This window comes from Variovorax ureilyticus (assembly GCF_037889935.1).
Lineage (GTDB): Bacteria > Pseudomonadota > Gammaproteobacteria > Burkholderiales > Burkholderiaceae_C > Variovorax > Variovorax ureilyticus.
The window spans coordinates 66356-89853 of record NZ_JBBKZU010000019.1 but is presented as its reverse complement, the minus strand read 5'-3'; the positions used below and the strand labels follow the sequence as shown (position 1 = coordinate 89853).

The window sequence follows — 23498 nt, the reverse complement described above, 5'->3', positions numbered from 1 at the left end:
GCTGCTGTCGTGAGGCTGGCCCTCGGTATCCGCTACAACGGTCAAGCCTACGACGGCTGGCAAAGCCAGCCGTCCGGCCGGACCGTCCAGGACAAGCTCCAGGCGGCCCTGTCGCAGTTCGCCGACCAGCCGATCTCCACGCTCTGTGCCGGCCGCACCGATGCCGGCGTCCATGCGCTGATGCAGGTGGTGCACTTCGACACCACCGCCGTCCGCGCGCCGGTCTCCTGGGTGCGAGGCACCAACAGTTTCCTACCCGACGACATCGCGGTGCAGTGGGCGCAGCCGGTCCCCGACCAGTTCCATTGCCGTGCAAGTGCGCTCACCCGGCGCTACGTCTACGTTCTGTCGCAATCGCCGGTCCGGCCCAGTCTCGAAGCCGGCCGGGTGGGCTGGTCGATGCGTGTGCTCGACGGAGATGCCATGCGCGCCGCCGCGGCGATGCTGCTCGGCCGCCATGATTTCAGCTCTTTCCGCGCCTCGGCCTGCCAGGCACTTTCGCCAGTCAAGGAGATGCGGCGCATCGCGATCAGCCGCCACGGCGACACGGAGCGCTGCCGCTGGCACGTCGAATTCGAGGCGGATGCGTTCCTGCATCACATGATCCGCAACATCATGGGCTGCCTCGTGCGCATCGGCCAGGGAAGGGAGCAGCCGGAATGGATGCGCGAAGTGCTCGAAGCGCGCAGCCGGCTGGCGGCCGCGCCGACGTTCTCGCCGAACGGCCTGTACTTCCTGGGGCCGTTGTACGCCGCCGCATGGGGTCTACCGCCCGAGGCGACCATCGAAGGCGGAGGCGCTGCGTATGATGGCCCGCCATGAACGCCACCGCACCGCTCGCCGCCCGCACCCGAATCAAGATCTGCGGACTCACGCGCGAGCAGGACGTTGATGCCGCGATCGAAGCCGGCGCCGATGCCATCGGTTTCGTTCTCTACCCAGCCAGCCCGCGCGCGGTCACTGTCGAGCGCGCCGCCGAACTCGCGTCGCGCTTTCCGCCTTTCGTTTCGCCCGTGCTGCTGTTCGTCAACGAGGGCGCTGCGCGCAGCATGGCGGCGCTGTCTTCCGTGCCGGGTTCGATGGCCCAGTTCCACGGCGACGAAACGCCGGAACAGTGCTGGCAAGGTGCCGGCAACGGCGCATACAGGTTCATGCGCGCGGCGCGGATTCCGATAGGCGCAGCCGGCGCGGGCTTCGACCTCGTAAAATACGCTTCCGATTACTCCCGCGCCCAGGCCATCCTGCTCGACGCCCATGTCGAAGCCTATGGCGGTGGCGGCAAGGCATTCGATTGGTCACTCCTACCACCCGCCGTCGACGCTCACCTCGTCTTGAGTGGTGGGCTCACACCTGCAAACGTGGGCGATGGCATTCGTCAGTTGCGGACGCGATGCAAGTCGCTGTCCGTTGACGTGAGTTCGGGCGTCGAGGCCGCCAAGGGCATCAAGGACGCCGCCAGGATTCGCGACTTCGTGGCCGCCGTGCGCGAAGCTGACGCCCACCCCTAGGCTACGCGCACTTCGTGTCGCTTCGCCAACCCCCTCCAGGGGGCAATACCAGCGGCCCGGCGAAGCCGGTTCCGCGGCATTCCTGAATCAGGTCAAGAGCCCATAGACGCCTTTCACGCCATGAATCCCTACCAGCAACCCGACGCCAGAGGCCATTTCGGCATCTACGGCGGCACGTTCGCCAGCGAGACGCTGACGCACGCCATCAACGAACTGCGCGACGCCTACGCGAAGTACAAGGACGACCCGGAGTTCCTCGCCGAATTCCGCTACGAGCTCGCCCATTTCGTGGGCCGCCCTTCGCCGGTCTATCACGCCGCCCGCACCAGCCGCGAAATGGGCGGCGCGCAGATCTACCTGAAACGCGAGGACCTCAACCACACCGGCGCCCACAAGGTGAACAACACCATCGGGCAGGCGATGCTCGCCAAGCGCATGGGCAAGCCCCGCGTGATCGCCGAAACCGGTGCCGGCCAGCACGGCGTGGCGACAGCCACCATCTGCGCACGCTACGGCCTCGAATGCGTCGTCTACATGGGCAGCGAAGACGTCAAGCGCCAGAGCCCCAACGTGTATCGCATGAACCTCCTCGGCGCGACGGTCGTTCCGGTCGAATCGGGCAGCAAGACGCTCAAGGACGCGCTCAACGAAGCCATGCGCGACTGGGTGACGAACGTCGAGAACACCTTCTACATCATCGGTACCGTGGCCGGACCGCACCCCTACCCAACCATGGTGCGCGACTTCCAGAGCGTGATCGGCAACGAGTGCATCGAGCAGATGCCCGCCATGCTCGCCGCGCAGGGCATCACCGGCGAAGCCGAAGGCAGCCAGCCTGACGTCGTGGTGGCCTGCGTGGGCGGCGGCAGCAATGCGATGGGGATCTTCTATCCCTACATCCCGTTCGCGGGCACGCGCCTGATCGGCGTGGAAGCAGCCGGCGAAGGCCTCGACAGCGGCAAGCATTCGGCATCGATCCTTCGCGGCAGCCCCGGCGTGCTGCACGGCAACCGCACCTACCTGCTCCAGAACGAGGATGGCCAGGTGACGGAAACGCACAGCATCAGCGCCGGCCTGGACTACCCGGGCGTCGGGCCGGAACATGCCTATCTCGCGGACATCGGCCGCGCCGAGTACGTCGGCATCACCGACGCCGAAGCGCTCGAAGCCTTCCACTACCTCTGCCGCACCGAGGGCATCATCCCGGCGCTGGAATCCAGCCACGCAGTGGCCTATGCCATGAAACTCGCGAAGACCATGCGTCCTGACCAATCCATCCTGGTGAATCTCTCAGGCCGCGGCGACAAGGACATCGGCACGGTCGCCGATCTGTCCGGCGTGGACTTCTATGACCGGCCGTCGATGCGCGGCCTCAACGTGAAGGGAGGCAAGGCATGAGCCGCATCGCTGCCACCTTCGAAGCCCTGCAGAAAACAGGCCGCAAGGCGCTGATTCCCTACGTCACCGCCGGCTTCCCCTACGCCGACATCACGCCCGAGCTGATGCACGGCATGGTCGAGGCCGGCGCCGACGTCATCGAGCTCGGCGTGCCTTTCTCGGATCCGATGGCCGATGGTCCCGTGATCCAGCGTGCCGGCGAGGCGGCGCTGGCGCTGGGCATCGGCATGAAGCAGGTGCTGGCCATCGTCGCCGCATTCCGCCGGAAGGATCCGCGCACGCCGGTCGTCCTGATGGGATATGCCAATCCAGTGGAGCGCTACGACCTCGTCCATGGCGCCGGCAGCTTCATCCGCGATGCGGCTGCAGCGGGCGTCGACGGGCTCCTGATCGTCGACTACCCGCCGGAAGAATGCGAGACCTTCGCGGCCGCCCTCAAATCCAAGGGGATCGATCTCATCTTCCTGCTCGCGCCGACCAGTACCGCCGAGCGCATGGCGCAGGTCGGCCGCATCGCCTCCGGCTACGTCTACTACGTTTCGCTGAAGGGCGTGACCGGCGCCGGGCACCTCGACACCGAAGCGGTCGCCCGAATGGTTCCGCGCATTCGCGAGCATGTGCAGCTGCCCGTGGGCGTCGGTTTCGGCATCCGCGATGCAGAGACGGCCCAGGCGATCGGCGCCTCCGCGGACGCCGTCGTGATCGGCAGCCGCATCATCCAGTTGATCGAAGAACAGCCCCGCGACAAGGTCGTGCCCGTGGTGCGCGAGTTCCTGGCCGGAATCCGGCAGGCGCTCGACGCTCTGCCAGGCGCGGCCGCCGGAACGCCGGCTGCCCGATAATCGCCGCCACCACAAGGAGCCCCCATGAGCTGGCTTGAAAAACTTCTCCCCCCGAAAATCGCACCGACCGACCCGAGCGAGCGCCGCCAGATGCCCGAGGGCCTCTGGATCAAGTGCCCGAGCTGCGAGACGGTGCTCTACAAGACCGACCTCGAGCACAACCAGAACGTCTGCCCGAGCTGCGGCCACCATCACCGCATCAGCGCGCGCGCGCGCCTCGACGCCTTCCTGGACCCCGAAGGACGCTACGAACTCGGCCAGGAAGTCCTGCCGGTCGACGCCCTCAAATTCAAGGACAGCCGCAAATACCCCGAGCGGCTCAAGGAAGCGCTGGAGAACACCGGCGAGACCGACGCCCTCGTGGTGATGGGCGGTTCGGTCCACAGCATCAACGTGGTGGTCGCGTGCTTCGAGTTCGACTTCATGGGCGGCAGCATGGGCAGCGTGGTAGGCGAACGCTTCGTGCGCGGCGTCGAGACCGCGATCGAGCAGAAGGTGCCGTTCATCTGCTTCACCGCGACCGGCGGTGCCCGCATGCAGGAAGGCCTGCTGTCGCTCATGCAGATGGCGAAGACCAACGCCGCGCTCACGCATCTCGCGAAGAAGGGCCTGCCCTACATCAGCGTGCTGACCGACCCGACCATGGGCGGTGTGAGCGCGGGCTTCGCGTTCGTGGGCGACGTGGTGATCGCCGAGCCCAAGGCGCTCATCGGCTTCGCCGGCCCGCGCGTCATCGAGTCGACGGTGCGCGTGACGCTGCCCGAAGGCTTCCAGCGCGCCGAGTTCCTGCAGACCAAGGGCGCAGTCGATTTCATCTGCGATCGGCGCGAACTGCGCAAGACGATCGCGAACACGCTGGCGATGCTGCTGCGCCAGCCGGCTGATGCAGTGCTCTGAGGGCCGCTAGCGGCCGAGGGTGAAGACCGAGCCCATCACGTTGCCGAGGATGATGGCGCCGACCTGAAGAAGCACGATCGCGACGAGTGCCGACAGATCGACGCCGCCCACCGGCGGGATCACCCGGCGCAGGGGCCGCACGAGCGGCTCTGCCAGGCGCGCGATCAGGTCGTGCAGCATCGACGACGCGCTCGGCACCCAGGAAAGAATCGCATAGACGATCAGCAGCGCGGTGAGCCCCGACACGGCGAGTTGCAGCAGTCCGATCAGCGAAATGAGGGGAAGGATCGTCCAGCGGCCGAGCCCGCCCAGCAGCAGCCCGAGCAGCACGAACTTCAACAGCACGAGCACCCACGCCGCCACGCCGCTCGCAAGATCCCACCGCTTGACCGATGGCACGATCCGGCGCAAGGGCAACACGATCCAGTCGGTGACCGCGAACACGAAGCGCCCAAGCGGATTGCCGAACGGCACCCGGTGGTACTGCATGTAGAGGCGCAGCAGGCAGGCGCCGCCCAGAAGGCCGACGATCACGTCGAGCAGGAACGATGGGATCTGATAGAGCATGGGCGCGAGGTCGTGAGCGGAATGCGATGATAGCCACGCCAAGGTTCACCGATGACGACACAAACCCCTCTCAGGCCGATCCCCTTGTTTCCGCTCGGCACGGTGCTGTTTCCCGGTGGCTTCCTGCCGCTGCGGATCTTCGAAGTGCGCTATCTCGACATGATCGGCAAGTGCCACAAGAGCGGCGAGCCTTTCGGGGTCGTGTGCCTCACGCAGGGGTCGGAAGTGCGCAAGGCCGGGGCCGGTGCGGAGGCCTTCGCGACCATCGGCACGCTCGCGGTCATTCGCGAACTCGATTCGCCCCAGGCCGGCCTCATGCAGATCGAATGCAGCGGCACCGAGCGCTTCCGCATTCATGCGAGCGAGCTTCAGAGGCACGGACTCTGGACCGCCAAGGTCGAAGCCATCGCCAACGACGTGCCAATGGACGTCCCCGCCGACTTGCAGCACGTGTCCGACGCATTGCGCCGTGTGGTCGATACGCTGGAAGAGCGTCGAAGGCAGCAGGGCGTGCCGGGCCTTCGCCTGCCCATTTCCGAGCCCTATCGATTCGACGACTGCGGCTGGGTGGCCAACCGCTGGTGCGAGTTGCTTCCGGCGCAGCCCGAGCTCAAGCAGCGCCTGATGGAACTCGACAGTCCGCTGATGCGGCTCGAGCTCGTCGGCGATCTTCTGGCGCGCACCGGCATCGCGAAGTAGCGCGCTACGGATTCAATAGCAGCTGATCCACTGCCGATGCGGGTCAGGCGCGGATCCTTGAAAGCCCCTGCGCGGTTAAAATGGCGGGTTGCGCTCGACACCGACAGCGCCACTACCCCGCCCCATGTCCGACCACTTGATCCCCTCCGTCCCCACGCCTGCGGCAGCGCCTGCCTCGACGCCCGCCATCGACGACAACCAGCTCATCGCCGAACGGCGCGAAAAACTGAAGGGGCTGCGCCAGGCGCAGGCCGAGGGCAAAGGGGTCGCATTCCCCAACGACTTCAAGCCCGCGGACCGCGCAGCGGCACTCATCGCCGATCATGGCGAAACACCGGCGGAAGCGCTCGAGGCGACGCCGATCGCCGTCAGCGTCGCCGGCCGCATGATGCTCAAGCGGGTCATGGGCAAGGCCAGCTTCGCGACCGTGCAGGATGCCACCGGCCGCATCCAGCTCTACGTCACGCGCGATGCGGTCGGCGAGGAAGCCTATGCCGAATTCAAGCGCTGGGACCTCGGCGACATCGTCGGCGCCGAAGGCACCCTGATGAAGACCAAGACCGGCGAACTCTCGGTGAAGGTCACCTCGCTGCGCCTGCTGACCAAGAGCCTGCGCCCGCTGCCGGACAAGTTCCACGGCATGGCCGATCAGGAGCAGAAGTACCGCCAGCGCTACGTGGACCTCATCACCGACCAGGCCGCGCGCGAACGCTTCGCAGCCCGCAGTCGCGCGGTGAGCGCACTGCGCGACTTCATGGTCGGCAACGGCTTCCTCGAAGTCGAGACGCCGATGCTCCACCCGATCCCCGGCGGCGCGAACGCGAAGCCCTTCAAGACGCACCACAACGCGCTGGACCAGGAGATGTTCCTGCGCATCGCGCCCGAGCTGTACCTCAAGCGACTCATCGTCGGCGGCTTCGAGCGTGTGTTCGAGATCAACCGGAGCTACCGCAACGAAGGCATCTCGGTGCGGCACAACCCCGAGTTCACGATGATGGAGTTCTACGCGGCGTACTGGAACTACCGCGACCTGATGGACTTCACCGAGACGCTGATCCGCACGATCGCGGACAAGGCGGTCGGCACGCAGCAGCTCACCTACCAGGGCAAGGCGGTGGACCTCAGTCGGCCTTTCGAGCGCCTGACGATTCGCGAAGCCATCCTCAAGCACACGGACGCTGGTTCGAATGTCGATGACGCCTCCTGGCTGATCCATGCGCTGCGCAAGCTGGGCCTGAACGAAGAAAAGGACAAGCTCTCGCAGCGCAGCCTCGCCTCGCTGCAGGTCATGTACTTCGAAGAGACGGTCGAAGAAAAGCTCTGGCAGCCGACCTTCATCATGGAGCATCCGACGGAAATCTCGCCGCTCGCGCGCGCCAACGACGAGCGCCCCGAAGTCACGGAGCGATTCGAGCTCTACATCACCGGCCGCGAATTCGGCAACGGCTTCAGCGAACTCAACGACGCCGAGGACCAGGCCGCCCGCTTCAACGCGCAGGTCGCCGCCAAGGACAGCGGCGACGACGAGGCCATGTTCTTCGACCACGACTTCGTGCGCGCGCTCGAATACGGCATGCCGCCCACCGGCGGTTGCGGCATCGGAATCGACCGGCTGATGATGCTGCTGACCGATTCGCCGAGCATCCGCGACGTGATCCTCTTCCCTGCCCTGCGGCGCGAATCTTGAGCGGACGCGCGCCGGCGATCGGCATCGACTTCGGCACCTCGAACTCCGCCGTCGCCTTCGTCGCCGACGACGGACTCGCGCGGGCCGTGCCGCTCGAAGGCACGGCCACGGCCATTCCGACCGCGATCTTCTTCAACGCCGAAGACCGCACCACGCACTTCGGCCGCGAAGCGATCGCGCAGTACCTCGCAGGCATCGAGGGACGGCTCATGCGATCGCTCAAGAGCCTGCTCGGCAGTTCGCTCATGCAGGAGCAGACCGAAGTCTTCGGCGAGCGCATCGGCTTCGAGGACATCATCACGCTGTTCCTCGCCGAGCTCGGCAAGCGCGCACGGGCCCAGCTCGGCGCCCCGCCGAGCCGGGTGGTGATCGGCCGCCCGGTCCGCTTCGTCGACGATGACGATGCGCGCGACCGGCAGGCCGAAGACACGCTTCGCAGCGCCGCCAGGAGCGCGGGGCTCGGCGAGGTCAGCTTCCAGTACGAGCCGATCGCGGCCGCCTTCGACTACGAGCGGCGCGTCGACAAGGAATCGCTCGTGCTCGTCGTCGACATCGGCGGCGGCACCTCGGACTTCACGGTGGTGCGGCTCGATCCCGCGCGCAAGTCGTTCGGCGATCGCGCCGCGGACGTGCTCGCCACGACGGGCGTGCACATCGGCGGCACGGACTACGACCAGCGGCTCAGCCTCGAATGCGCGATGCCAGAGTTCGGCTTTCGCCACATCGGCCCACAGGGACGCGAGGTGCCGAGCCGGACCTTCTTCGACCTCTCGTCGTGGCATCTGATCAACTGGCTGTACGCGCCCAAGGCGGTACGCCAGGTGCAGGAACTGCGCACCAGCTACTCGGACACACGGTTGCACGATCGCCTCATGAACGTGCTCCTGAACCGCGAAGGGCACCGCATCGCCAACGAAGTCGAGGCCGCGAAGATTCGCTCGTCGACGACGCGCGCCAATGTCGAGATCGACCTGTCCTGCGCCCAGCGGAATCTGGCTGTCACGCTCACCGCCGAGGACATGGCGCGACACCTCGGCCCACTGCTGGACCGGGTGATCGCCTGCGCGCAGGAGTGCGTGCGGCTGGCTGCGCTGGGCAATGACAGCCTGGACGCGATCTATCTGACCGGCGGCTCTTCGGCGCTGCGTCCATTTCAAGAGGCACTGCGCCGAGCCTTTCCCGACGCGAAGCTCGTCGAAGGCGATTTCTTCGGCGGCGTGGCGTCCGGCCTCGCCTACACGGCCGCCGGCGCGCGGGTGCCCCAGCCCGCATGAAATACCTCGCCGCGTACCCTGCGGCGCTGCGGGGCCAGGTCGAACAGCTCATCGCCCAGGGCCGGCTCGCGGATCTGCTGCGCGGCCGCTACGGCGATGCGCACGACATCCGGACCGATCGCGCGCTGTACGACTACGTGAGCGCGCTCAAGAACGAATTCCTGCGCAATGCCGAGCCCTTGTCGAAGGTCGCCTTCGACAGCAAGCTCCACGTGATCCGCAACGCGCTCGGCACGCACACGACGGTCTCCCGCGTGCAGGGAAGCCGGCTGAAATCGAAGCGCGAGATTCGGGTCGCGAGCCTGTTCAAGGAAGTCCCGCTCGAATGGCTGCGCATGATCGTCGTGCACGAACTGGCGCACATCCGCGTGCGCGAGCACGACAAGGCCTTCTATCAGCTCTGCGCACACATGGAGCCGGCCTATCACCAGTTCGAATTCGATCTGCGCTTGTACCTGACGCACCTCGATGGGGGCGGTGACCGCCTATGGGCCGCCAGTGCCGCGCCCGGGCTGTTGTAGTCAGGGCTTCGGGAGCATCTGTACCGCGCGGCGATAGGCCGCGGACTGCATCAATGCGTCCCAATCGACGGCCGGCGACTTGGGCAACAGGCTTCGGCGACGCATCTCGCTCGCGGGATTCGGCACCCATCGACCGTCGCCCGCCGCGGCGGCGAAGCCATCGAGCAATTCATCGAGCACCGCGCCGTCGCCCACGCTCTGGTTGCACAGCAGTGCCAGATCGCAGCCGGCGTTCAAGGCGGCCAGCGCGGCATCGGTGTAGCTATGCACTTCGCCGTCGATTCGCCTGGCGGCTTCCATGCTGAGGTCATCGCTGAACACTGCGCCGTCGAACCCGAGCTTGCCCCGCAGGATCTCCTGCAGCCATTTCGCGGAAAAACCCGCAGGCCGCGCATCGACCTTGGGATAGATGACATGCGCCGGCATCACCGCCGCGAGCGAACCGACGAGCCAGTCGTAGGGCCGCGCATCGTCCGCGAGGATGGCCTTGAGGCCGCGGCGGTCGACGGGGATCGCGACATGCGAATCCGCCTTCACGAACCCGTGACCCGGGAAATGCTTGCCGCAATTGGACATGCCGGCCTGCAGCATCCCGTGCATCAGGCTGCGAGCGAGCACGGCGACGACGCGCGGATCGCGATGGAAGCTGCGATCGCCGATGACGCTGCTCTCACCGTAGTCGAGATCGAGCACCGGCGCGAAGCTGAAGTCGACCCCGCAGGCGCGCAGCTCGGCCGCCAATACCTGTCCGCAGGCCACCGCGACCTGGGTTGCGCGCAGTGCGTCCTTCATCCACAGGTCGCCCAGGAGTCGCATGGATGGCAGGCGCGTGAAGCCATCGGTGCGGAAGCGCTGGACACGGCCGCCCTCGTGGTCGACGCAGATCAGTATGTCGGGCCGGATCGACTTGATCTCGGCGTTGAGCGCGCTCATCTGCGCGCGGCCCTGCCAGTTGCGGGCGAAATGGATCACACCGCCGACCCGGGGATCGGCGAGGCGCCGGCGGTCGGCCGCTTTCAGTTCGGTGCCCGCGACATCGATGATCAGCGGGGCATGCAGGGTGGGGTCGGTCATGTCTTATCGCCGGGCCGCCCCGAGACAAAATGCGCCCCCTCGGGGGGCTGCGAGGACAGGGCGTGCCGAGCGTGGGGGTCGGTGATGCGTTCGACCACAACGAAGCTGGCCGCGTAGTCGGTTTCATCGGTGACGGTGACGTGGGCGGTCAAGCCCTGCGACTCGAACCAGGTCTTGAGTTCGCCGTGCAGCACGATCACCGGCTTGCCGCTCTTCTGGTTGACGATCTCGCAGAGGCGCCAGCTCATCGGCATCCGCATGCCCAGTCCGATCGCCTTGCTGAAGGCCTCCTTGGCCGAGAAGCGCGTCGCGAGATAGCGCAGGCCGCGCTTCGGCCATCGCGCGCTGCGCGCCTGCCAGACCGCGAACTCGGCCTCGCCCAGCACCTTGCGCGCGAAGCGCTCGCCCTGGCGCTCCAGAGTCGCCGAGATGCGCCGGATATCGCAGACGTCGGTGCCGATGCCGAAGATCACCTGGGAGCCTGCTCGCCGGCTTCTTCGATTCGCCGCAGGTATTCGCGCGTGGCCCCGGTGTAGCCCAGCTCCAGCGCGTCGGAGACGAAGGCGTGGCCGATCGACACCTCGCACACACCGGGCACCGCACGCAGGAACTCGGTCAGGTTGTCACGGCTGAGGTCGTGGCCCGCGTTGACCTCGAGGCCGGCCGCCTGCGCGGCGCGCGCGGCCTCGGCATAGAGCTGCAGCACCGATTGCGCCTCCGAGGTCTCACGCGAGGCCGCATAGCCCTCGGTGTAGAGCTCGACGCGATCGGCACCCGCCGCCTTGGCGGCCGCCATCATGTCGGGATTCGGGTCCATGAACAGGCTTACGCGCACGCCCAGGGCCTTCGCCTCCGCGATGACCGGACGCAGACGCTCGGCGTCTTCCGGGAAGCTCCATCCGTGGTCGCTGGTCGACTGGGTCTCGCTGTCCGGCACGAAGGTCGCCTGATGTGGGCGCAGTTCGCGCACGAACTCCATCAGGTTGTGAAAAGGATTGCCTTCGATGTTGAACTCGGCCTTCGGCCACTTCTTGCGAAGCAGCGCGGAGAGCTCGCGCACGTCCTGCGGACGGATGTGCCGCCGATCGGGCCGCGGATGCACGGTGATGCCCTGCGCGCCGGCATCGAGGCACATCGACGCCGCGAACAGCACGCTCGGGATGCCGAGCTGACGCGTGTTGCGCACCAGGGCGACCTTGTTGAGATTGACCGACAGGGCGGTGGAAATGGAAGAGCTCATAGGGCTTGCAGGTCCCGCATCATCTGCCGCGTACGCAGCGTTGCAACGCCGCAATGGTAGTTGAGCAAGGTGCGCAATTGGGTGCGCAAGGCGCCATTGACCCCCGCACAGGCACGCAGCGTGGCGACGAACGGCGCGAGATCGTCCAGTGCAGCCTGCAACGCCTGCCAGTCGGCACCCTGCAACGCGGGCTCGCCTTCGAAGGCTTCGCGCAGCCCCGCCTCCGGCACGAGGGTGTAGCGGCCCTCCCGATCGAGCGGCGCGAGCGTGAGCGTCTGCGCGTCCAGTGCGGGCAACAGCCCGACTCCCCGCAACAGCAGCAGTTCGAAGGCCCGCAGCGCAGCGGACTGCGTTGCGGCCTGCGCGGCAGCGTGGTCACCGGCGAGCACCTGCACCACCCCGGCATAGGCATCGAAAAGCGCCTCGTGCGGATCGTCGCGCGCCAGCAGGCGCAGTAGCAGTTCGTTGACGTAGTAGCCGGACAGCAAGGCCTCGCCGGTCGGCATGACATGACCGCCCATCCATTCGGCACTCTTGAGCGTGCGAATCTCCGCATCTCCGGAGAAGCTCAGCTGCAGGGGCTGCAGCGGCAGCAGCACCGGCCGGAAATTGGAGCTGGGCCGCTTCGCCCCCTTGGCCACGAGCGCGATGCGGCCGTAGTGGCGGGCGAAGACCTCGAGGATCAGGCTGGACTCGCTCCAGTCGTAGCGGTGGAGCACGTAGGCCGGTTCATGCGAAACGCGCTTTACCGCCACTCACTCGTACCCGAAGGAACGGACGCGGGCCTCGTCGTCTGCCCAGCCGGAACGCACTTTGACCCACAGCTCGATGAAGACCTTGGCATCCATGAGCTTCTCGAGTTCCTGCCGCGTCTCGGTGCCGATGCGCTTGATGCGCTCGCCCTTGTCGCCGATGACCATCGCCTTGTGGCTGTCGCGCTCCACCACGATCGTTGCGGCGATCTTGACCAGCCGCTTCTGTCCTTTCTTCGCCGGCGGCTCTTCGGCGAACTTGTCGATCACTACAGTCGAGGTGTAGGGCAGTTCGTCGCCGGTCAGGCGGAAGAGCTTCTCTCGCACCATCTCGCTGGCGAGGAACTGTTCGCTGCGATCGGTCAGTTCGTCCTCGTCGTACCACCAGGGCTGTTCAGGCAGGTATTTCTCGCAGATGCCGAACAGGCGCTCGACATCCTTCGGATTCTTGGCGGACATCGGCACGAACTCGGCGAAGGCGTGCTTCTGCTGCATCTCCTGGAGCCAGGGCGCGATGTCGGCACGGCGATGCACATGGTCCAGCTTGTTTGCGATGAGTACCGTCGGAATGCCCGTGCCGAGCAGCTTGAGCACGCGTTCGTCTGCCGCGGTGAAGCTGCCGGCCTCGACCACGAACAGGATCAGATCGACATCGGAAACCGCACCGACCACGGTCTTGTTGAGCGATCGGTTCAGCGCATTGGCATGCAAGGTCTGGAAACCCGGCGTATCGACGAACACGAACTGCGTGGCGCCCAGCGTCCGCATGCCGGTGATGCGGTGCCGGGTCGTCTGCGCCTTGCGGGACGTGATACTGATCTTCTGGCCGACCAGCGCGTTGAGCAGCGTCGACTTGCCGACATTGGGCTTGCCGACGATCGCCACCAGCCCGCAGCGCTGGGATTCGGGAGAAGCGGTGGCGGAGTCGATGGGTTCGTTCATGGGGATGCCTTCGCGCCGCGCGCCTTGAGTCGGATCAACATCGCTGCCGCGGCGGCCTGCTCGGCGGCGCGACGCGAGCCGCCGATGCCGTGTTCGTGCAGTCCCAGATCGGATGCCTCGCATTCGACTTCGAAGGTCTGCTTGTGCGCGGCGCCGAGGGTTCCGACCACACGATAGACCGGCAACTTCATTTTGTGGCCCTGAAGCCATTCCTGCAATTCGGTCTTCGGATCCTTGGCGGCCGCCTCCATGCGCGGATTGATTTCCACGGATTCGTAGAGCCGCTGGACCAGCGCCTGCGCAGCCCCGAAACCTGCGTCGAGATAGACCGCGCCGATCACGGCTTCCAGCGCGTCGGCAAGGATCGACGGGCGGTTCTGCCCGCCCGAGCGCGCTTCGCCCTCGCCGAGCCGCAGCAGCGGCGACAGCGTGAGCTTGACTGCGAGCTGGTGCAGCGTGTCCTGCTTGACCAGATTGGCTCGGACGCGGGAAAGATCGCCCTCCGACATCGCGCTCAGGCGTGTGTAGAGCAGATGCGAGACGGCGAGGCTGAGCACCGAGTCGCCCAGAAACTCGAGCCGCTCGTTGTGATCCGCCGAAAAACTGCGGTGCGTCAGCGCGCGCTGCAGGAGCCGAACGTCAGCGAATGAATATTGGAGCCGCGCCTGAAGCGCAGCAAGGCCGCCTGGGTTCACTGTGCGGCAAGCCTGGGGACGCGGGCCATCAGCTCGAACGGCCGCGGTACTTCAGCAGGAGGTAGGCGGGCCCGAAGAGGTGGATCTCGCGGTCATAGGCGAACGAAACCACGACCTTGTCGCCGTCCTTTCGCACTTCGATGTCCTTGCCGGTGACGGAAGTGAAGTCGTCGATCGCCTGGGCACGATCGAAAATGGCGCGAACCTCGGGCACCGTGTTGCCCTCCTTCGCCTTGTTCGCGGCCTTCGTGATGGCCTGGTATTCGATCAGGGTGGGGATCACCTGAGCCACCACCACGCCGACGCAAGCCAGAACGATCGCCACGAACAGCAGCCCGATGAACGAAATCCCGCGCTGCTTCTTCCTTGCCACTAAAGACTTCATGCCCTCTTCCCTCTGTGAACCCTGAATAGTTATTGGAATGTGCCGATGCGTCGCCAGTCGCTGAAATTCATCCAGATCAGGAATGCCCTGCCAACGATGTTCTGGTCCGGGACAAATCCCCAATAGCGCGAATCCAGCGAATTGTCGCGGTTGTCGCCCATCATGAAGTAATAACCGGGCGGCACCTTGCACACCAATCCTTCGACACTGTAGCGGCAATTCTCCTGAAAAGGGAACGCCATGATTTCGGCTTCGGAGAGGCCGGCACGGCGCGCATCGTCATTGAGGATGTCGTGCTTCGTGCCATTGAGGTTTTCGGCGTATTGCTTGAGGTAGCGCATCGTCTCCTCGTCGAAATAGTCCGGAATGGCATCCTTGCTGACCGGCTGACCGTTGATCGTCAGCTTCTTGTTCAGATAGGCCACCTCATCGCCGGGCACGCCGACGACCCGCTTGATGTAGTCCATGCTCGGCTTGGGCGGATAACGGAACACCATGACGTCACCACGTGTCGGTGCCCGGCCTTCGGTGATCTTGGTGTTGATGACCGGCAGGCGCAGGCCATAGACGAACTTGTTGACCAGGATGAGGTCTCCGACAAGGAGCGTCGGCATCATCGACCCGGAGGGGATCTTGAAGGGCTCGGCAATGAACGAGCGCAGCAGGAACACCACCAGAATCACCGGGAAGAGCCCTGCGGTCCAATCGAGCCACCAGGGCTGCATGAGCAGCCGTTCGCCCGCCTTGGCGTCGACGGTGTCGACCTGGGTGATGCCCTGGCGGGCCAACTCCTCGCGCCGGTTCGCGAGCGAAGACTCGAGCGAAGCCGCCGCGCGCCGCCGTTTGGGAAGGAAATAGAAGCGCTCGGCCAGCCAGTAGATGCCGGTGACGACGGTGGCCAGGAACAGCAGAAGGGCAAAGTTGCCTTCGACCGCACCGAAATACCAGGCGCCGATGTAGCCGACGAAGGCCGCGAGAATCAATGAGGTGATGAATGCCATCTTTCAGTCTTCGACTTGCAGGATGGCGAGAAAGGCCTCTTGAGGGACCTCGACCGAGCCGATCTGCTTCATTCTTTTTTTGCCCGCTTTCTGCTTTTCGAGCAGCTTGCGCTTGCGGGTGATATCGCCGCCATAGCATTTGGCAAGCACGTTCTTGCGCAGCGCCTTGATTGTCTCACGCGCAATGATGTTGGCTCCGATGGCCGCCTGGATGGCGACATCGAACATCTGGCGGGAAATGATCTCGCGCATCTTGCTGACGACGGCCCGCGACCGGTATTGACTCTGGCTGCGGTGGACGATGATCGACAGCGCATCGACCTTGTCGCCGTTGAGCAGGATGTCGACCTTGACGACGTCCGACGCACGGTATTCCTTGAACTCGTAGTCCATGGACGCATAGCCCCGACTGACCGATTTGAGCTTGTCGAAGAAGTCGAGCACGATTTCGCCGAGCGGCATCTCGTACGTCAGCATGACCTGCCGGCCGTGATAGGCCATGTTCATCTGGATGCCGCGCTTTTGATTGGCGAGCGTCATTACCGCGCCCACGTACTCCTGCGGCATGTAGATGTGGACCGTGACGATCGGCTCGCGGATTTCCGCCATGCGGCCGACGTCGGGCATCTTCGAGGGGTTCTCGACCATGATGACCTCGCCGTCGCTCTTCACGACCTGGTAGACCACGCTCGGTGCCGTCGTGATGAGGTCCTGGTCGAACTCACGCTCCAGGCGCTCCTGCACGATCTCCATGTGCAGCAGCCCCAGGAAGCCGCACCGGAATCCGAAGCCGAGCGCCTGGGAAACCTCGGGCTCGTAGTGCAGCGACGAGTCGTTGAGCTTGAGCTTCTCGAGCGCATCGCGCAGCGAGTCGTACTCGCTCGCCTCGGTCGGATAGAGGCCCGCGAACACCTGCGGCTGGATTTCCTTGAAGCCGGGCAGAGGCTCGGTTGCAGTGGCCGCCGCGCCGCCGGTGCCGGTCTTGATCTGCGTGACCGTGTCGCCGACCTTTGCAGCCTGCAACTCCTTGATGCCCGCGATGATGTAGCCGACCTCGCCCGCTTCGAGCGACTCGCGCGCTTCGTTCGCCGGCGTGAACACACCCAGGTTGTCGGCGTTGTAGCTGGCACCCGAAGCCATCATCTTGATGCGATCGCCCTTCGCGAGACGGCCATCCACGACGCGCACGAGCATCACGACGCCCACGTAGGCATCGAACCAACTGTCGATGATCATGGCGCGCAGGGGTCCGTCGGGATTGCCCTTCGGCGAGGGCACCTTCGCGACGATCGCCTCGAGGATTTCGTCGATCCCCATGCCGGTCTTCGCCGAACACGGAATGGCCTGCGATGCATCGATGCCGATCACGTCCTCGATCTCGGCCTTCGCGTTGTCGGGGTCCGCTTGGGGCAGATCCATCTTGTTGAGCACGGGCACCACTTCGACGCCGAGGTCGAGTGCGGTGTAGCAGTTCGCGACCGTCTGCGCTTCAACACCCTGACTCGCATCGACGACGAGCAACGCACCTTCGCATGCAGAGAGCGATCGACTCACTTCGTACGAGAAGTCGACGTGGCCCGGTGTATCGATCAGATTGAGGTTGTAGACCTGTCCATCGAGTGCCTTGTAGTGCAGCGCTGCGGTCTGTGCCTTGATGGTTATCCCACGCTCTTTCTCGATGTCCATCGAGTCGAGCACTTGCGCTTCCATCTCGCGCTCGGCGAGACCGCCGCAACGTTGGATCAGGCGATCAGCAAGCGTCGACTTGCCATGATCGATGTGCGCAATGATCGAAAAATTTCTGATGTGATTCATCAACGGGAACGCTTAAGTACTTGAATTGGCTCGGGCGCAATGGGCCGCGGACAAGAAAAAAGGGCGCGTCCACAAGAGACGCGCCCTGAACCAACAAGCAATGGCAACTGCAGTAGTTGGAACTTCATTGTAGGCAAAAAGGGGGGCGCGTACAGTCGGGCCAAGGCCCTCGGACGGTCGTTGCAGGTCAGCAACATCACACTTATAAACAACTTATCAACAGTGTCGGTGGAGCAATCGCTTAACAACTTGTGGGCGAACTGTGGACCGTCGGTGGACGGCCTGCAGGTATCTCGCATCGTGAATAACCCATGCCGGCTTATGCGACGACCGCGGGCTGTAGGGTCCCTATTCTACCGAAATCCATCATTAGAATCGAATTAAGTTAGCACTCACCAACTAAGCCAGCGAGCAGATCCCTCCCAAAAATTTTTCTCGCCAGTGCGGCCGTGGCGCGACAGCGTCGAAAAAATGGCCCCAAACCCGACTGCGGGATGGGGCCACTTGACGCCCTCGGCGCGATCAGCGTGCGGGGCGGACCAGCGCGTACTGCGCCCAATCGCCCCGGCGGAAAAGCAGGCTGACAGGCTTGCTCCGGTCGGCCTTCGCAAGTGCAGCCTCGAATTCCTTGACGCTCGCCACTTCCGTGTTGCTGACAGCCAGAATCACGTCGCCTTCGCGCAGGCCTGCCCGAGCCGCTGCATCGGTTGCGGCATCGACCTTCACGCCTCCCTTGAGCTTCAGTTCCCGCCTTTGCGCGTCGGGAAGGTCGCTTAGCGCAAGACCCATCGACTTTGCAGCCGCCGATGCCGGCGCCTTGCCTGTCGATTCATCTCGATCCGAGGCACGCTTGACGGGCTTGTCCGGCTCGATCTCGGCGATGGTCACGTTCAGGTCGCGCAGGTTGCCGCGCCGGAAGACGGTCACCGAACTCTTGGTGCCGGGCTTGGTGTTGCCCACGAGCCGCGGCAGATCGCTCGGCTTCTCGATCGACTTGCCATCGAACTTGGTGATGATGTCGCCGGGTTCGATCCCGGCCTTCTCGCCCGGCGAACCGGCTTCGACGCCGCGAACGAGCGCCCCCTGCGCCTTGCCCAGACCGATGGACTCGGCGACGTCCTTGGTGACCTGATCGATCTGCACACCGATCCGTCCGCGCGACACGCGGCCGAATGCGCGCAGTTGATCGCTCACCCGGATCGCCTCGTCGATCGGGATCGAGAACGAGATCCCCATGAATCCGCCGGAGCGCGAATAGATCTGGCTGTTGATGCCGACCACCTCCCCGCGCATGTTGATCAGCGGTCCGCCGGAATTACCGGGATTGATGGCAACGTCGGTCTGGATGAACGGCAGGTAGTCGCCGGTGTCGCGCTGCTTGGCGCTGACGATGCCGGCGGTCACGGTGTTCTCGAGACCGAAGGGCGAGCCGATGGCCATCACCCATTCGCCGACGCGCAGCTTCGACACGTCACCGACCTTGACGGCCGGAAGGCCGGTCGCATCGATCTTCACCACGGCTACGTCGGTGCGCTTGTCGGCACCGACGATCCTGGCCTTGAACTCACGCTTGTCCGGCAGCGTCACCAGAACTTCGGACGCACCCTCGACCACGTGCGCGTTGGTCATCACGAAGCCGTCCGGCGAAAGAATGAAGCCGGACCCGACACCTCGCGGACGCTCCTCCTCTTGAGGCGCTGGACGATTGGGGCGCCCCTGGCGAGGAATCCCCGGCATCGGCTGACCGAAGAAACGCCGGAAGAATTCCTGCATCTCCTCGTCCACTTCCGGGCCACCGTTTCCCTGGGCGACTTTCTCGATCGTGCGAATGTTCACCACGGCTGGCCCGACCTGATCGACCAGGTCGGTGAAGTCGGGAAGGACGCGCGCCTGCGCAAATGCCGGCGACGCGGGTAACAGCGCAGTGGTCGACACGACAGCCAGCGCGCAGGCCAGCACGCATGAGCGGAGCTTGTTCCTCTCGAACTTGAGCATCATCAACTTCTTTCGTCTAAGAGCTTGGACAAAACAACATCCGTGAGCCACGGCTCAGCGCGCGCGAGCAAGGCTTTGGGCGAACGCGTCCAAAGTCTGCGGCGGCACTTCGCCCACCGCTGTCAGCCACCAATCCCCGTCCTTGTCGGTCAGGCGGCGCGTCAGCGTATAAGTGGCGCCTAGCGCAAGCAGGACCTCTTTGGCCTGGCGCTGGGCATCGTAAGGCTCCAGGAAAAGCGACACGGAAGCGAGGCCATCCGAGAAGGTCCATTGCATCGTGTGTCCCTGCGATTCGCTGCCGGCCGGACGTCGATAGCAATTGATCGGCTTGAACCCCGCCACCGGCTTCTTGAGCGTCCAGCCCTCGCGCTGCGCCGACGTGCGTTCAAGCTCCGATTTCTCGACCCGGTAGCCCGAGGTGCTGGTCATCATCTGGTTCAAGGCATGCGCCTTGATCGGTGGGTCGAGTTGCAGTTCGGAGAACGCCGACTGTTCGATGACCTTGCTGTCTCGATCGAGCGTCTGCAGCTTCACGACCAGGCCGGAGCGTCGTTCGCTCCATACCCGGTAGCCGAATCGGAGTTCGTCTCGAGGCTCCAGCAGAACCACGTCGGCATCGAAGCCAGCGACACGCCCCTTTCCCACCACCCGCGCACCGTAGAAATCGGCGATGGACGAGTCCGGCGCACCGATGAGGTTCGGAAACAGCTCGAGGTTCTCTCTCTTCTCGCTCTTGACCACCTTCGATTCGGGCAGGAAGGTGACCACGCGATCATTGCGCCGGAACGTCGAACGCGGCGGCCCCGAGAGCGCCTCGATGCGCTCCATCTGAAGATCGCCTTCGCAGACATGCCAGATGCGCGCACTGGAGAGGTCACCCGTCTCCGCCGAAACGACAAAGGTGCCGGCGTAGCTGCGCTGCCTCGACGCGGCATGCATGCGCTGGAGCCATTCGACGACCCCAAGCGTTGGCACTTCTCCATTGCCGGGGTTTGCCTTTGCCGGCGGCGGGATGCTCCGAGTCTGCGCCGTGGCCACTTGTGCCACGCTCAACGCGGCCGCAAGGATCACGTACCGACGCTCGGGAATGGGAATCGAAACAGTCATCGCAGATGCAGGCGCTCAGCGCGAAGGCCTTTCGAAGGTGGCATTGCGCAGGAAGCCCGACGGAAGCTGCGATGCGCCACTGACCTGCTGATGTGCTTCGAGCAATTGGTCGAGCCGCGGATCACGCAGCATGATTTGCGGATTGCCGTTGCCACCCACGACTCGCGCAGGAACAAGGGCTTGCACCGGCGCAGGCGTGCCATTGGCTGTTGCGACCACCGCAGCTGGGGCGACCTGTTGCTGGGCCAACTGTGCGCCAGACGCCCGGGTCCCCTCGATGCCAACCCAGTTCCAGCCGATCGCTGCAGCAGCTGCCAGCGATGCGGCCCCGGCGACGAGCTTCCAGCGAAAGACAGGCTCATTGGCCGCCTCCGCGCGCGAAGGCTGGACAGGTTGCGCTTCAGGCAGCAATGCGGGGGCTTTCAGCGGGGGCTCCGCCGCCAGGCGATCCTGGAATCGCGCAAGGAAGGTTGTCGTGTCGCTACACGGCGCGTGAACACCCGAACGCAGGACATCCCCCACGAGGTGATAGGTCTGCCACGTCGCGCGCAATTCCTCGTCGGCGCCGATGCTGCCGATCAAACGGGCAAATTCTTCGCCTCGCAAATGGCCATCGGCAAGCGCGGACACCTGCTCACGAACTGCGTTTGTGTGCTTCATTTCAATCACCTGCTTACCATCGCTTGCCGGACTGGTTGTCCAGCAAAGGCTTGACCTTGGCAGAAATCGCCTCGCGGGCCCGGAAAATCCGCGATCGCACGGTGCCGATGGGACAGTTCATGACCTCGGCGATTTCTTCGTAACTCATACCCTCGATTTCCCGCAGCGTCACAGCCTGCCGGAGTTCAGCCGGCAGTGCTTCCATGGCCGCCTCGACAGCCGCCGCAATTTCATTGGCCGCTAGCACGGACTCGGGGGTCTCGTCGCTGATTGGTTCGTTTCCGGGCCGGTAAGTTTCATCGTCCTCGTCGGAAGACGAACGCAGGGCACTCTCGGTCACGGTCGGATCCCGCTTCATGTCGACCAATGCCTTCTTGGCGGTGTTCACGGCGATCCGATAAAGCCAGGTGTAGAACTGAGCCTCGCCGCGGAACTGGTGCAGCGCCCGATAGGCGCGGATGAAGGTTTCCTGGGCGATATCCTCGATCAGGTTGACGTCCCGCACCATGCGGCCGATCAGCCTCTCGATCCGGCGCTGGTACTTGACGACGAGCAGTTCGAAGGCCTTCTGGTCGCCCGCGACGGTTCTCTGGACCAGCTGAAAGTCGACCTCACCCGGCCTCACCGCTTCGGCGGGCGCGCCCGCCGGACCGGCATCCGGTGGAACTGGCGGCGGTGAAACTGTCATGGCGAGAGGTGGCGCGCGTCGGCCGAGACGGATTCGGGCGTCCTGACCGCCGCGTCTGCCGGAATGGCGCGCGAATATAGCGCACGGCGCAGATCTCGCCACCGATGTGGCATGGCATCGCGTTCGACCCAGAGCCACCGCGTTGCGCCAAGCGGCTCTTTGAGTCGGACAAGCAGCAGCCGCTGCAAGTCCAGCATCACGGCGGCTTGGGCGGTGGGCAGGTCGATGCCGCCCGACATCGACCACGATTGCCCGTCGAAGATCAGATTCGCGCAGCCCGAAGATCGGAACACCCCCGACCACGCCGCCAGCGTGGCGATGACCGCGCAAAGAAGCAGCATGCCGTCCCGCCAATCGATCCCAGCCGATTGGATGGTGGCAGCCGTGACGGCGCAAGCGCCAAGCACCCACAGAGCGAGCAAAAGTCGCTCCGCATTGCGCGAGCGCCCCACCGGATAAATCACCGATGGGGCGCTATGCATGGGGATGGAAGAGGATCAAACGCGCTTGAACACCAGCGTTCCGTTGGTGCCGCCAAACCCGAAGTTGTTCTTGACCGCGACATCGATCTTGAGGTCACGCGCGACGTTGGCGCAGTAGTCGAGATCGCACTCGGGATCCTGATTGAAGATGTTGATCGTCGGCGGACTCTTCTGATGATGCAGCGCCAGCACCGTGAACACCGACTCGATGCCCCCCGCGCCGCCCAGCAGGTGGCCGGTCATGGATTTGGTCGAGTTGACGACGAGCTTTCGGGCGTGGTCGCCGAAGGTCAGCTTGATCGCATTGGTCTCGTTGATGTCACCGATCTGCGTCGACGTGCCGTGCGCATTGAGGTACTGCACCTGCTCGGGATTGACACCCGCGTTGGCCAGCGCCATCGTCATCGAGCGGCGAGGACCGTCGACATCGGGAGCCGTCATGTGATACGCGTCGCCCGTCATGCCGAAGCCCGCGATCTCCGCATAGATCCTGGCGCCCCGGGCCTTGGCGTGTTCGTACTCCTCGAGCACCAACACGCCAGCGCCTTCGCCGAGCACGAAACCGTCGCGGTCCTTGTCCCACGGGCGCGAAGCCGTCGCAGGATCGTCGTTGCGGGTGCTCAGTGCGCGCGGCGCGGTGAAGCCGCCAATGCCCAGCGGCGAGATGGTCGACTCGGCGCCGCCGGCGATCATCACGTCGGCATCACCGTACTCGATCATGCGCGCCGACGTACCGATGGCATGAAGGCCGGTGGTGCAGGCCGTCACGACTGCAATATTCGGCCCCTTGAAGCCGTACTTGATCGAGACGTGGCCCGAGATCATGTTGATGATCGACGCCGGCACGAAGAAGGGCGATACGCGGCGCGGGCCCCGGCTCATCAATTCGCCGTGGGTTTCCTCGATCATCGGCAGGCCGCCGATACCGGAGCCGATGTTGCAGCCGATGCGGACGGCCTCCTCGTAAGACAGCGATTCGCCCGTCGGCAATCCACTGTCTTCTACCGCCTGAATGGCAGCTGCAAGCCCCAGATGAATGAAGCGGTCCATGTGACGCGCTTCCTTCTCCGTGATGTATTGGGTGATGTCGAAACCCTTGACCTCACCAGCGAACTTGCAGGCGAAAGCGCTTGCATCGAACGCAGTGATGTTCGCAATACCCGACTTCCCGGCCACCAGATTGGTCCAGGATTCGGCTGCGGTGTTTCCGACAGGAGCGAGGCAACCGAGCCCGGTCACGACGACGCGGCGTTTGGTCATGCCGGCAAA

Annotated in this window: 25 protein-coding genes; 9 read left to right on the top strand and 16 right to left on the bottom strand. The window is 64.8% G+C overall.

Annotated features, from left to right (window positions below; genetic code table 11):
* Nucleotides 1-9: 9 nt before the first annotated feature.
* The 5 genes from truA to accD all read left to right on the top strand — a co-directional run bounded on the left by truA (nucleotide 10) and on the right by accD (nucleotide 4645).
* On the top strand, nucleotides 10-822 hold the full coding sequence (truA, locus tag WKW77_RS30245) for a tRNA pseudouridine(38-40) synthase TruA (protein ID WP_340360591.1): 813 nt from the start codon (nucleotides 10-12) through the stop codon (nucleotides 820-822).
* Nucleotides 819-1508 carry a phosphoribosylanthranilate isomerase gene (locus WKW77_RS30240; RefSeq protein ID WP_340360590.1) on the top strand — a complete coding sequence of 230 codons (690 nt, stop codon included), beginning with the start codon at nucleotides 819-821 and terminating at the stop codon, nucleotides 1506-1508. Before truA ends, WKW77_RS30240 begins: the two co-directional genes overlap by 4 nt.
* A gap of 120 nt (nucleotides 1509-1628) precedes the next feature.
* Entirely contained in the window at nucleotides 1629-2906 is a 1278-nt protein-coding gene (trpB, locus tag WKW77_RS30235; protein ID WP_340360589.1) for a tryptophan synthase subunit beta, read from the top strand.
* Nucleotides 2903-3748: a tryptophan synthase subunit alpha gene (gene trpA / locus WKW77_RS30230; protein ID WP_340360588.1), complete on the top strand. Its 846-nt coding sequence runs from the start codon at nucleotides 2903-2905 to the stop codon at nucleotides 3746-3748. Before trpB ends, trpA begins: the two co-directional genes overlap by 4 nt.
* A gap of 24 nt (nucleotides 3749-3772) precedes the next feature.
* A complete protein-coding gene (gene accD / locus WKW77_RS30225; protein WP_340360587.1) occupies nucleotides 3773-4645 on the top strand; it encodes an acetyl-CoA carboxylase, carboxyltransferase subunit beta in 873 nt (290 codons plus the stop codon).
* 6 nt (nucleotides 4646-4651) lie between these two features.
* Here the strand turns inward: accD and WKW77_RS30220 are convergent, their stop codons facing one another.
* The gene (locus tag WKW77_RS30220) at nucleotides 4652-5212 is read right to left on the bottom strand and encodes a YggT family protein (RefSeq protein WP_340360586.1); all 561 of its coding nucleotides are present in this window, start codon (nucleotides 5210-5212) and stop codon (nucleotides 4652-4654) included.
* Nucleotides 5213-5263: 51 nt separating this feature from the next.
* Between WKW77_RS30220 and WKW77_RS30215 the strand changes: the two genes are divergently transcribed.
* From WKW77_RS30215 to WKW77_RS30200, 4 genes are all read left to right on the top strand, one after another.
* A complete protein-coding gene (locus tag WKW77_RS30215; RefSeq protein WP_340360585.1) occupies nucleotides 5264-5911 on the top strand; it encodes an LON peptidase substrate-binding domain-containing protein in 648 nt (215 codons plus the stop codon).
* Nucleotides 5912-6035: 124 nt separating this feature from the next.
* Nucleotides 6036-7598 carry a lysine--tRNA ligase gene (gene lysS / locus WKW77_RS30210; RefSeq protein ID WP_340360584.1) on the top strand — a complete coding sequence of 521 codons (1563 nt, stop codon included), beginning with the start codon at nucleotides 6036-6038 and terminating at the stop codon, nucleotides 7596-7598.
* On the top strand, nucleotides 7592-8872 hold the full coding sequence (locus WKW77_RS30205) for an Hsp70 family protein (RefSeq protein ID WP_422823298.1): 1281 nt from the start codon (nucleotides 7592-7594) through the stop codon (nucleotides 8870-8872). Before lysS ends, WKW77_RS30205 begins: the two co-directional genes overlap by 7 nt.
* Nucleotides 8869-9393 carry a YgjP-like metallopeptidase domain-containing protein gene (locus tag WKW77_RS30200; RefSeq protein ID WP_340360582.1) on the top strand — a complete coding sequence of 175 codons (525 nt, stop codon included), beginning with the start codon at nucleotides 8869-8871 and terminating at the stop codon, nucleotides 9391-9393. Before WKW77_RS30205 ends, WKW77_RS30200 begins: the two co-directional genes overlap by 4 nt.
* Here WKW77_RS30200 and nagZ read toward each other — a convergent pair whose 3' ends face one another.
* The 15 genes from nagZ to fabF form a co-directional block, all read right to left on the bottom strand.
* A complete protein-coding gene (gene nagZ / locus WKW77_RS30195) occupies nucleotides 9394-10467 on the bottom strand; it encodes a beta-N-acetylhexosaminidase (RefSeq protein ID WP_340360581.1) in 1074 nt (357 codons plus the stop codon).
* Nucleotides 10464-10940 carry a holo-ACP synthase gene (gene acpS, locus WKW77_RS30190; RefSeq protein ID WP_340360580.1) on the bottom strand — a complete coding sequence of 159 codons (477 nt, stop codon included), beginning with the start codon at nucleotides 10938-10940 and terminating at the stop codon, nucleotides 10464-10466. The genes nagZ and acpS overlap by 4 nt, the downstream gene beginning before the upstream one ends.
* Nucleotides 10937-11707, bottom strand: a complete 771-nt coding sequence (locus tag WKW77_RS30185; RefSeq protein WP_340360579.1) for a pyridoxine 5'-phosphate synthase — start codon at nucleotides 11705-11707, stop codon at nucleotides 10937-10939. The genes acpS and WKW77_RS30185 overlap by 4 nt, the downstream gene beginning before the upstream one ends.
* Nucleotides 11704-12462: a DNA repair protein RecO gene (gene recO / locus WKW77_RS30180; RefSeq protein WP_340360578.1), complete on the bottom strand. Its 759-nt coding sequence runs from the start codon at nucleotides 12460-12462 to the stop codon at nucleotides 11704-11706. The genes WKW77_RS30185 and recO overlap by 4 nt, the downstream gene beginning before the upstream one ends.
* Nucleotides 12463-13401: a GTPase Era gene (gene era / locus WKW77_RS30175; protein WP_340360577.1), complete on the bottom strand. Its 939-nt coding sequence runs from the start codon at nucleotides 13399-13401 to the stop codon at nucleotides 12463-12465. It abuts the gene before it with no gap.
* Nucleotides 13398-14096, bottom strand: coding sequence for a ribonuclease III (rnc, locus tag WKW77_RS30170; RefSeq protein ID WP_340360576.1), 699 nt, complete (start codon nucleotides 14094-14096; stop codon nucleotides 13398-13400). The genes era and rnc overlap by 4 nt, the downstream gene beginning before the upstream one ends.
* Nucleotides 14097-14124: 28 nt before the next feature.
* The gene (locus WKW77_RS30165) at nucleotides 14125-14481 is read right to left on the bottom strand and encodes a DUF4845 domain-containing protein (protein ID WP_340360575.1); all 357 of its coding nucleotides are present in this window, start codon (nucleotides 14479-14481) and stop codon (nucleotides 14125-14127) included.
* 29 nt (nucleotides 14482-14510) lie between these two features.
* Complete coding sequence (gene lepB, locus WKW77_RS30160) at nucleotides 14511-15482, bottom strand: signal peptidase I (protein ID WP_340360574.1); 972 nt, start codon at nucleotides 15480-15482, stop codon at nucleotides 14511-14513.
* 3 nt (nucleotides 15483-15485) lie between these two features.
* Complete coding sequence (gene lepA / locus WKW77_RS30155; protein ID WP_340360573.1) at nucleotides 15486-17297, bottom strand: translation elongation factor 4; 1812 nt, start codon at nucleotides 17295-17297, stop codon at nucleotides 15486-15488.
* Nucleotides 17298-17819: 522 nt separating this feature from the next.
* Nucleotides 17820-19292: a DegQ family serine endoprotease gene (locus WKW77_RS30150; protein WP_422823297.1), complete on the bottom strand. Its 1473-nt coding sequence runs from the start codon at nucleotides 19290-19292 to the stop codon at nucleotides 17820-17822.
* 54 nt (nucleotides 19293-19346) lie between these two features.
* Nucleotides 19347-20399, bottom strand: a complete 1053-nt coding sequence (locus tag WKW77_RS30145; RefSeq protein WP_340360571.1) for a MucB/RseB C-terminal domain-containing protein — start codon at nucleotides 20397-20399, stop codon at nucleotides 19347-19349.
* 15 nt (nucleotides 20400-20414) lie between these two features.
* Nucleotides 20415-21059, bottom strand: a complete 645-nt coding sequence (locus WKW77_RS30140; protein WP_340360570.1) for a sigma-E factor negative regulatory protein — start codon at nucleotides 21057-21059, stop codon at nucleotides 20415-20417.
* Nucleotides 21060-21072: 13 nt separating this feature from the next.
* Entirely contained in the window at nucleotides 21073-21747 is a 675-nt protein-coding gene (gene rpoE / locus WKW77_RS30135) for an RNA polymerase sigma factor RpoE (protein WP_340360569.1), read from the bottom strand.
* Nucleotides 21744-22169, bottom strand: coding sequence for a hypothetical protein (locus WKW77_RS30130; protein ID WP_340360568.1), 426 nt, complete (start codon nucleotides 22167-22169; stop codon nucleotides 21744-21746). The genes rpoE and WKW77_RS30130 overlap by 4 nt, the downstream gene beginning before the upstream one ends.
* Before the next feature lie 75 nt (nucleotides 22170-22244).
* On the bottom strand, nucleotides 22245-23489 hold the full coding sequence (gene fabF / locus WKW77_RS30125; protein ID WP_340360567.1) for a beta-ketoacyl-ACP synthase II: 1245 nt from the start codon (nucleotides 23487-23489) through the stop codon (nucleotides 22245-22247).
* Between the last annotated feature and the right edge of the window lie 9 nt (nucleotides 23490-23498).

Bases quoted from the DNA above. Each gene is read 5' to 3' on its own strand.
- WKW77_RS30240 (WP_340360590.1), top strand. From the start codon at position 819: ATGAACGCCACCGCACCGCTCGCCGCCCGCACCCGAATCAAGATCTGC.
- trpB (WP_340360589.1), top strand. From the start codon at position 1,629: ATGAATCCCTACCAGCAACCCGACGCCAGAGGCCATTTCGGCATCTAC.
- trpA (WP_340360588.1), top strand. From the start codon at position 2,903: ATGAGCCGCATCGCTGCCACCTTCGAAGCCCTGCAGAAAACAGGCCGC.
- accD (WP_340360587.1), top strand. From the start codon at position 3,773: ATGAGCTGGCTTGAAAAACTTCTCCCCCCGAAAATCGCACCGACCGAC.
- WKW77_RS30220 (WP_340360586.1), bottom strand. From the start codon at position 5,212: ATGCTCTATCAGATCCCATCGTTCCTGCTCGACGTGATCGTCGGCCTT.
- WKW77_RS30215 (WP_340360585.1), top strand. From the start codon at position 5,264: ATGACGACACAAACCCCTCTCAGGCCGATCCCCTTGTTTCCGCTCGGC.
- lysS (WP_340360584.1), top strand. From the start codon at position 6,036: ATGTCCGACCACTTGATCCCCTCCGTCCCCACGCCTGCGGCAGCGCCT.
- WKW77_RS30200 (WP_340360582.1), top strand. From the start codon at position 8,869: ATGAAATACCTCGCCGCGTACCCTGCGGCGCTGCGGGGCCAGGTCGAA.
- nagZ (WP_340360581.1), bottom strand. From the start codon at position 10,467: ATGACCGACCCCACCCTGCATGCCCCGCTGATCATCGATGTCGCGGGC.
- WKW77_RS30185 (WP_340360579.1), bottom strand. From the start codon at position 11,707: ATGAGCTCTTCCATTTCCACCGCCCTGTCGGTCAATCTCAACAAGGTC.
- era (WP_340360577.1), bottom strand. From the start codon at position 13,401: ATGAACGAACCCATCGACTCCGCCACCGCTTCTCCCGAATCCCAGCGC.
- WKW77_RS30165 (WP_340360575.1), bottom strand. From the start codon at position 14,481: ATGAAGTCTTTAGTGGCAAGGAAGAAGCAGCGCGGGATTTCGTTCATC.
- lepB (WP_340360574.1), bottom strand. From the start codon at position 15,482: ATGGCATTCATCACCTCATTGATTCTCGCGGCCTTCGTCGGCTACATC.
- lepA (WP_340360573.1), bottom strand. From the start codon at position 17,297: ATGAATCACATCAGAAATTTTTCGATCATTGCGCACATCGATCATGGC.
- WKW77_RS30150 (WP_422823297.1), bottom strand. From the start codon at position 19,292: ATGCTCAAGTTCGAGAGGAACAAGCTCCGCTCATGCGTGCTGGCCTGC.
- WKW77_RS30145 (WP_340360571.1), bottom strand. From the start codon at position 20,399: ATGACTGTTTCGATTCCCATTCCCGAGCGTCGGTACGTGATCCTTGCG.
- WKW77_RS30140 (WP_340360570.1), bottom strand. From the start codon at position 21,059: ATGAAGCACACAAACGCAGTTCGTGAGCAGGTGTCCGCGCTTGCCGAT.
- rpoE (WP_340360569.1), bottom strand. From the start codon at position 21,747: ATGACAGTTTCACCGCCGCCAGTTCCACCGGATGCCGGTCCGGCGGGC.
- fabF (WP_340360567.1), bottom strand. From the start codon at position 23,489: ATGACCAAACGCCGCGTCGTCGTGACCGGGCTCGGTTGCCTCGCTCCT.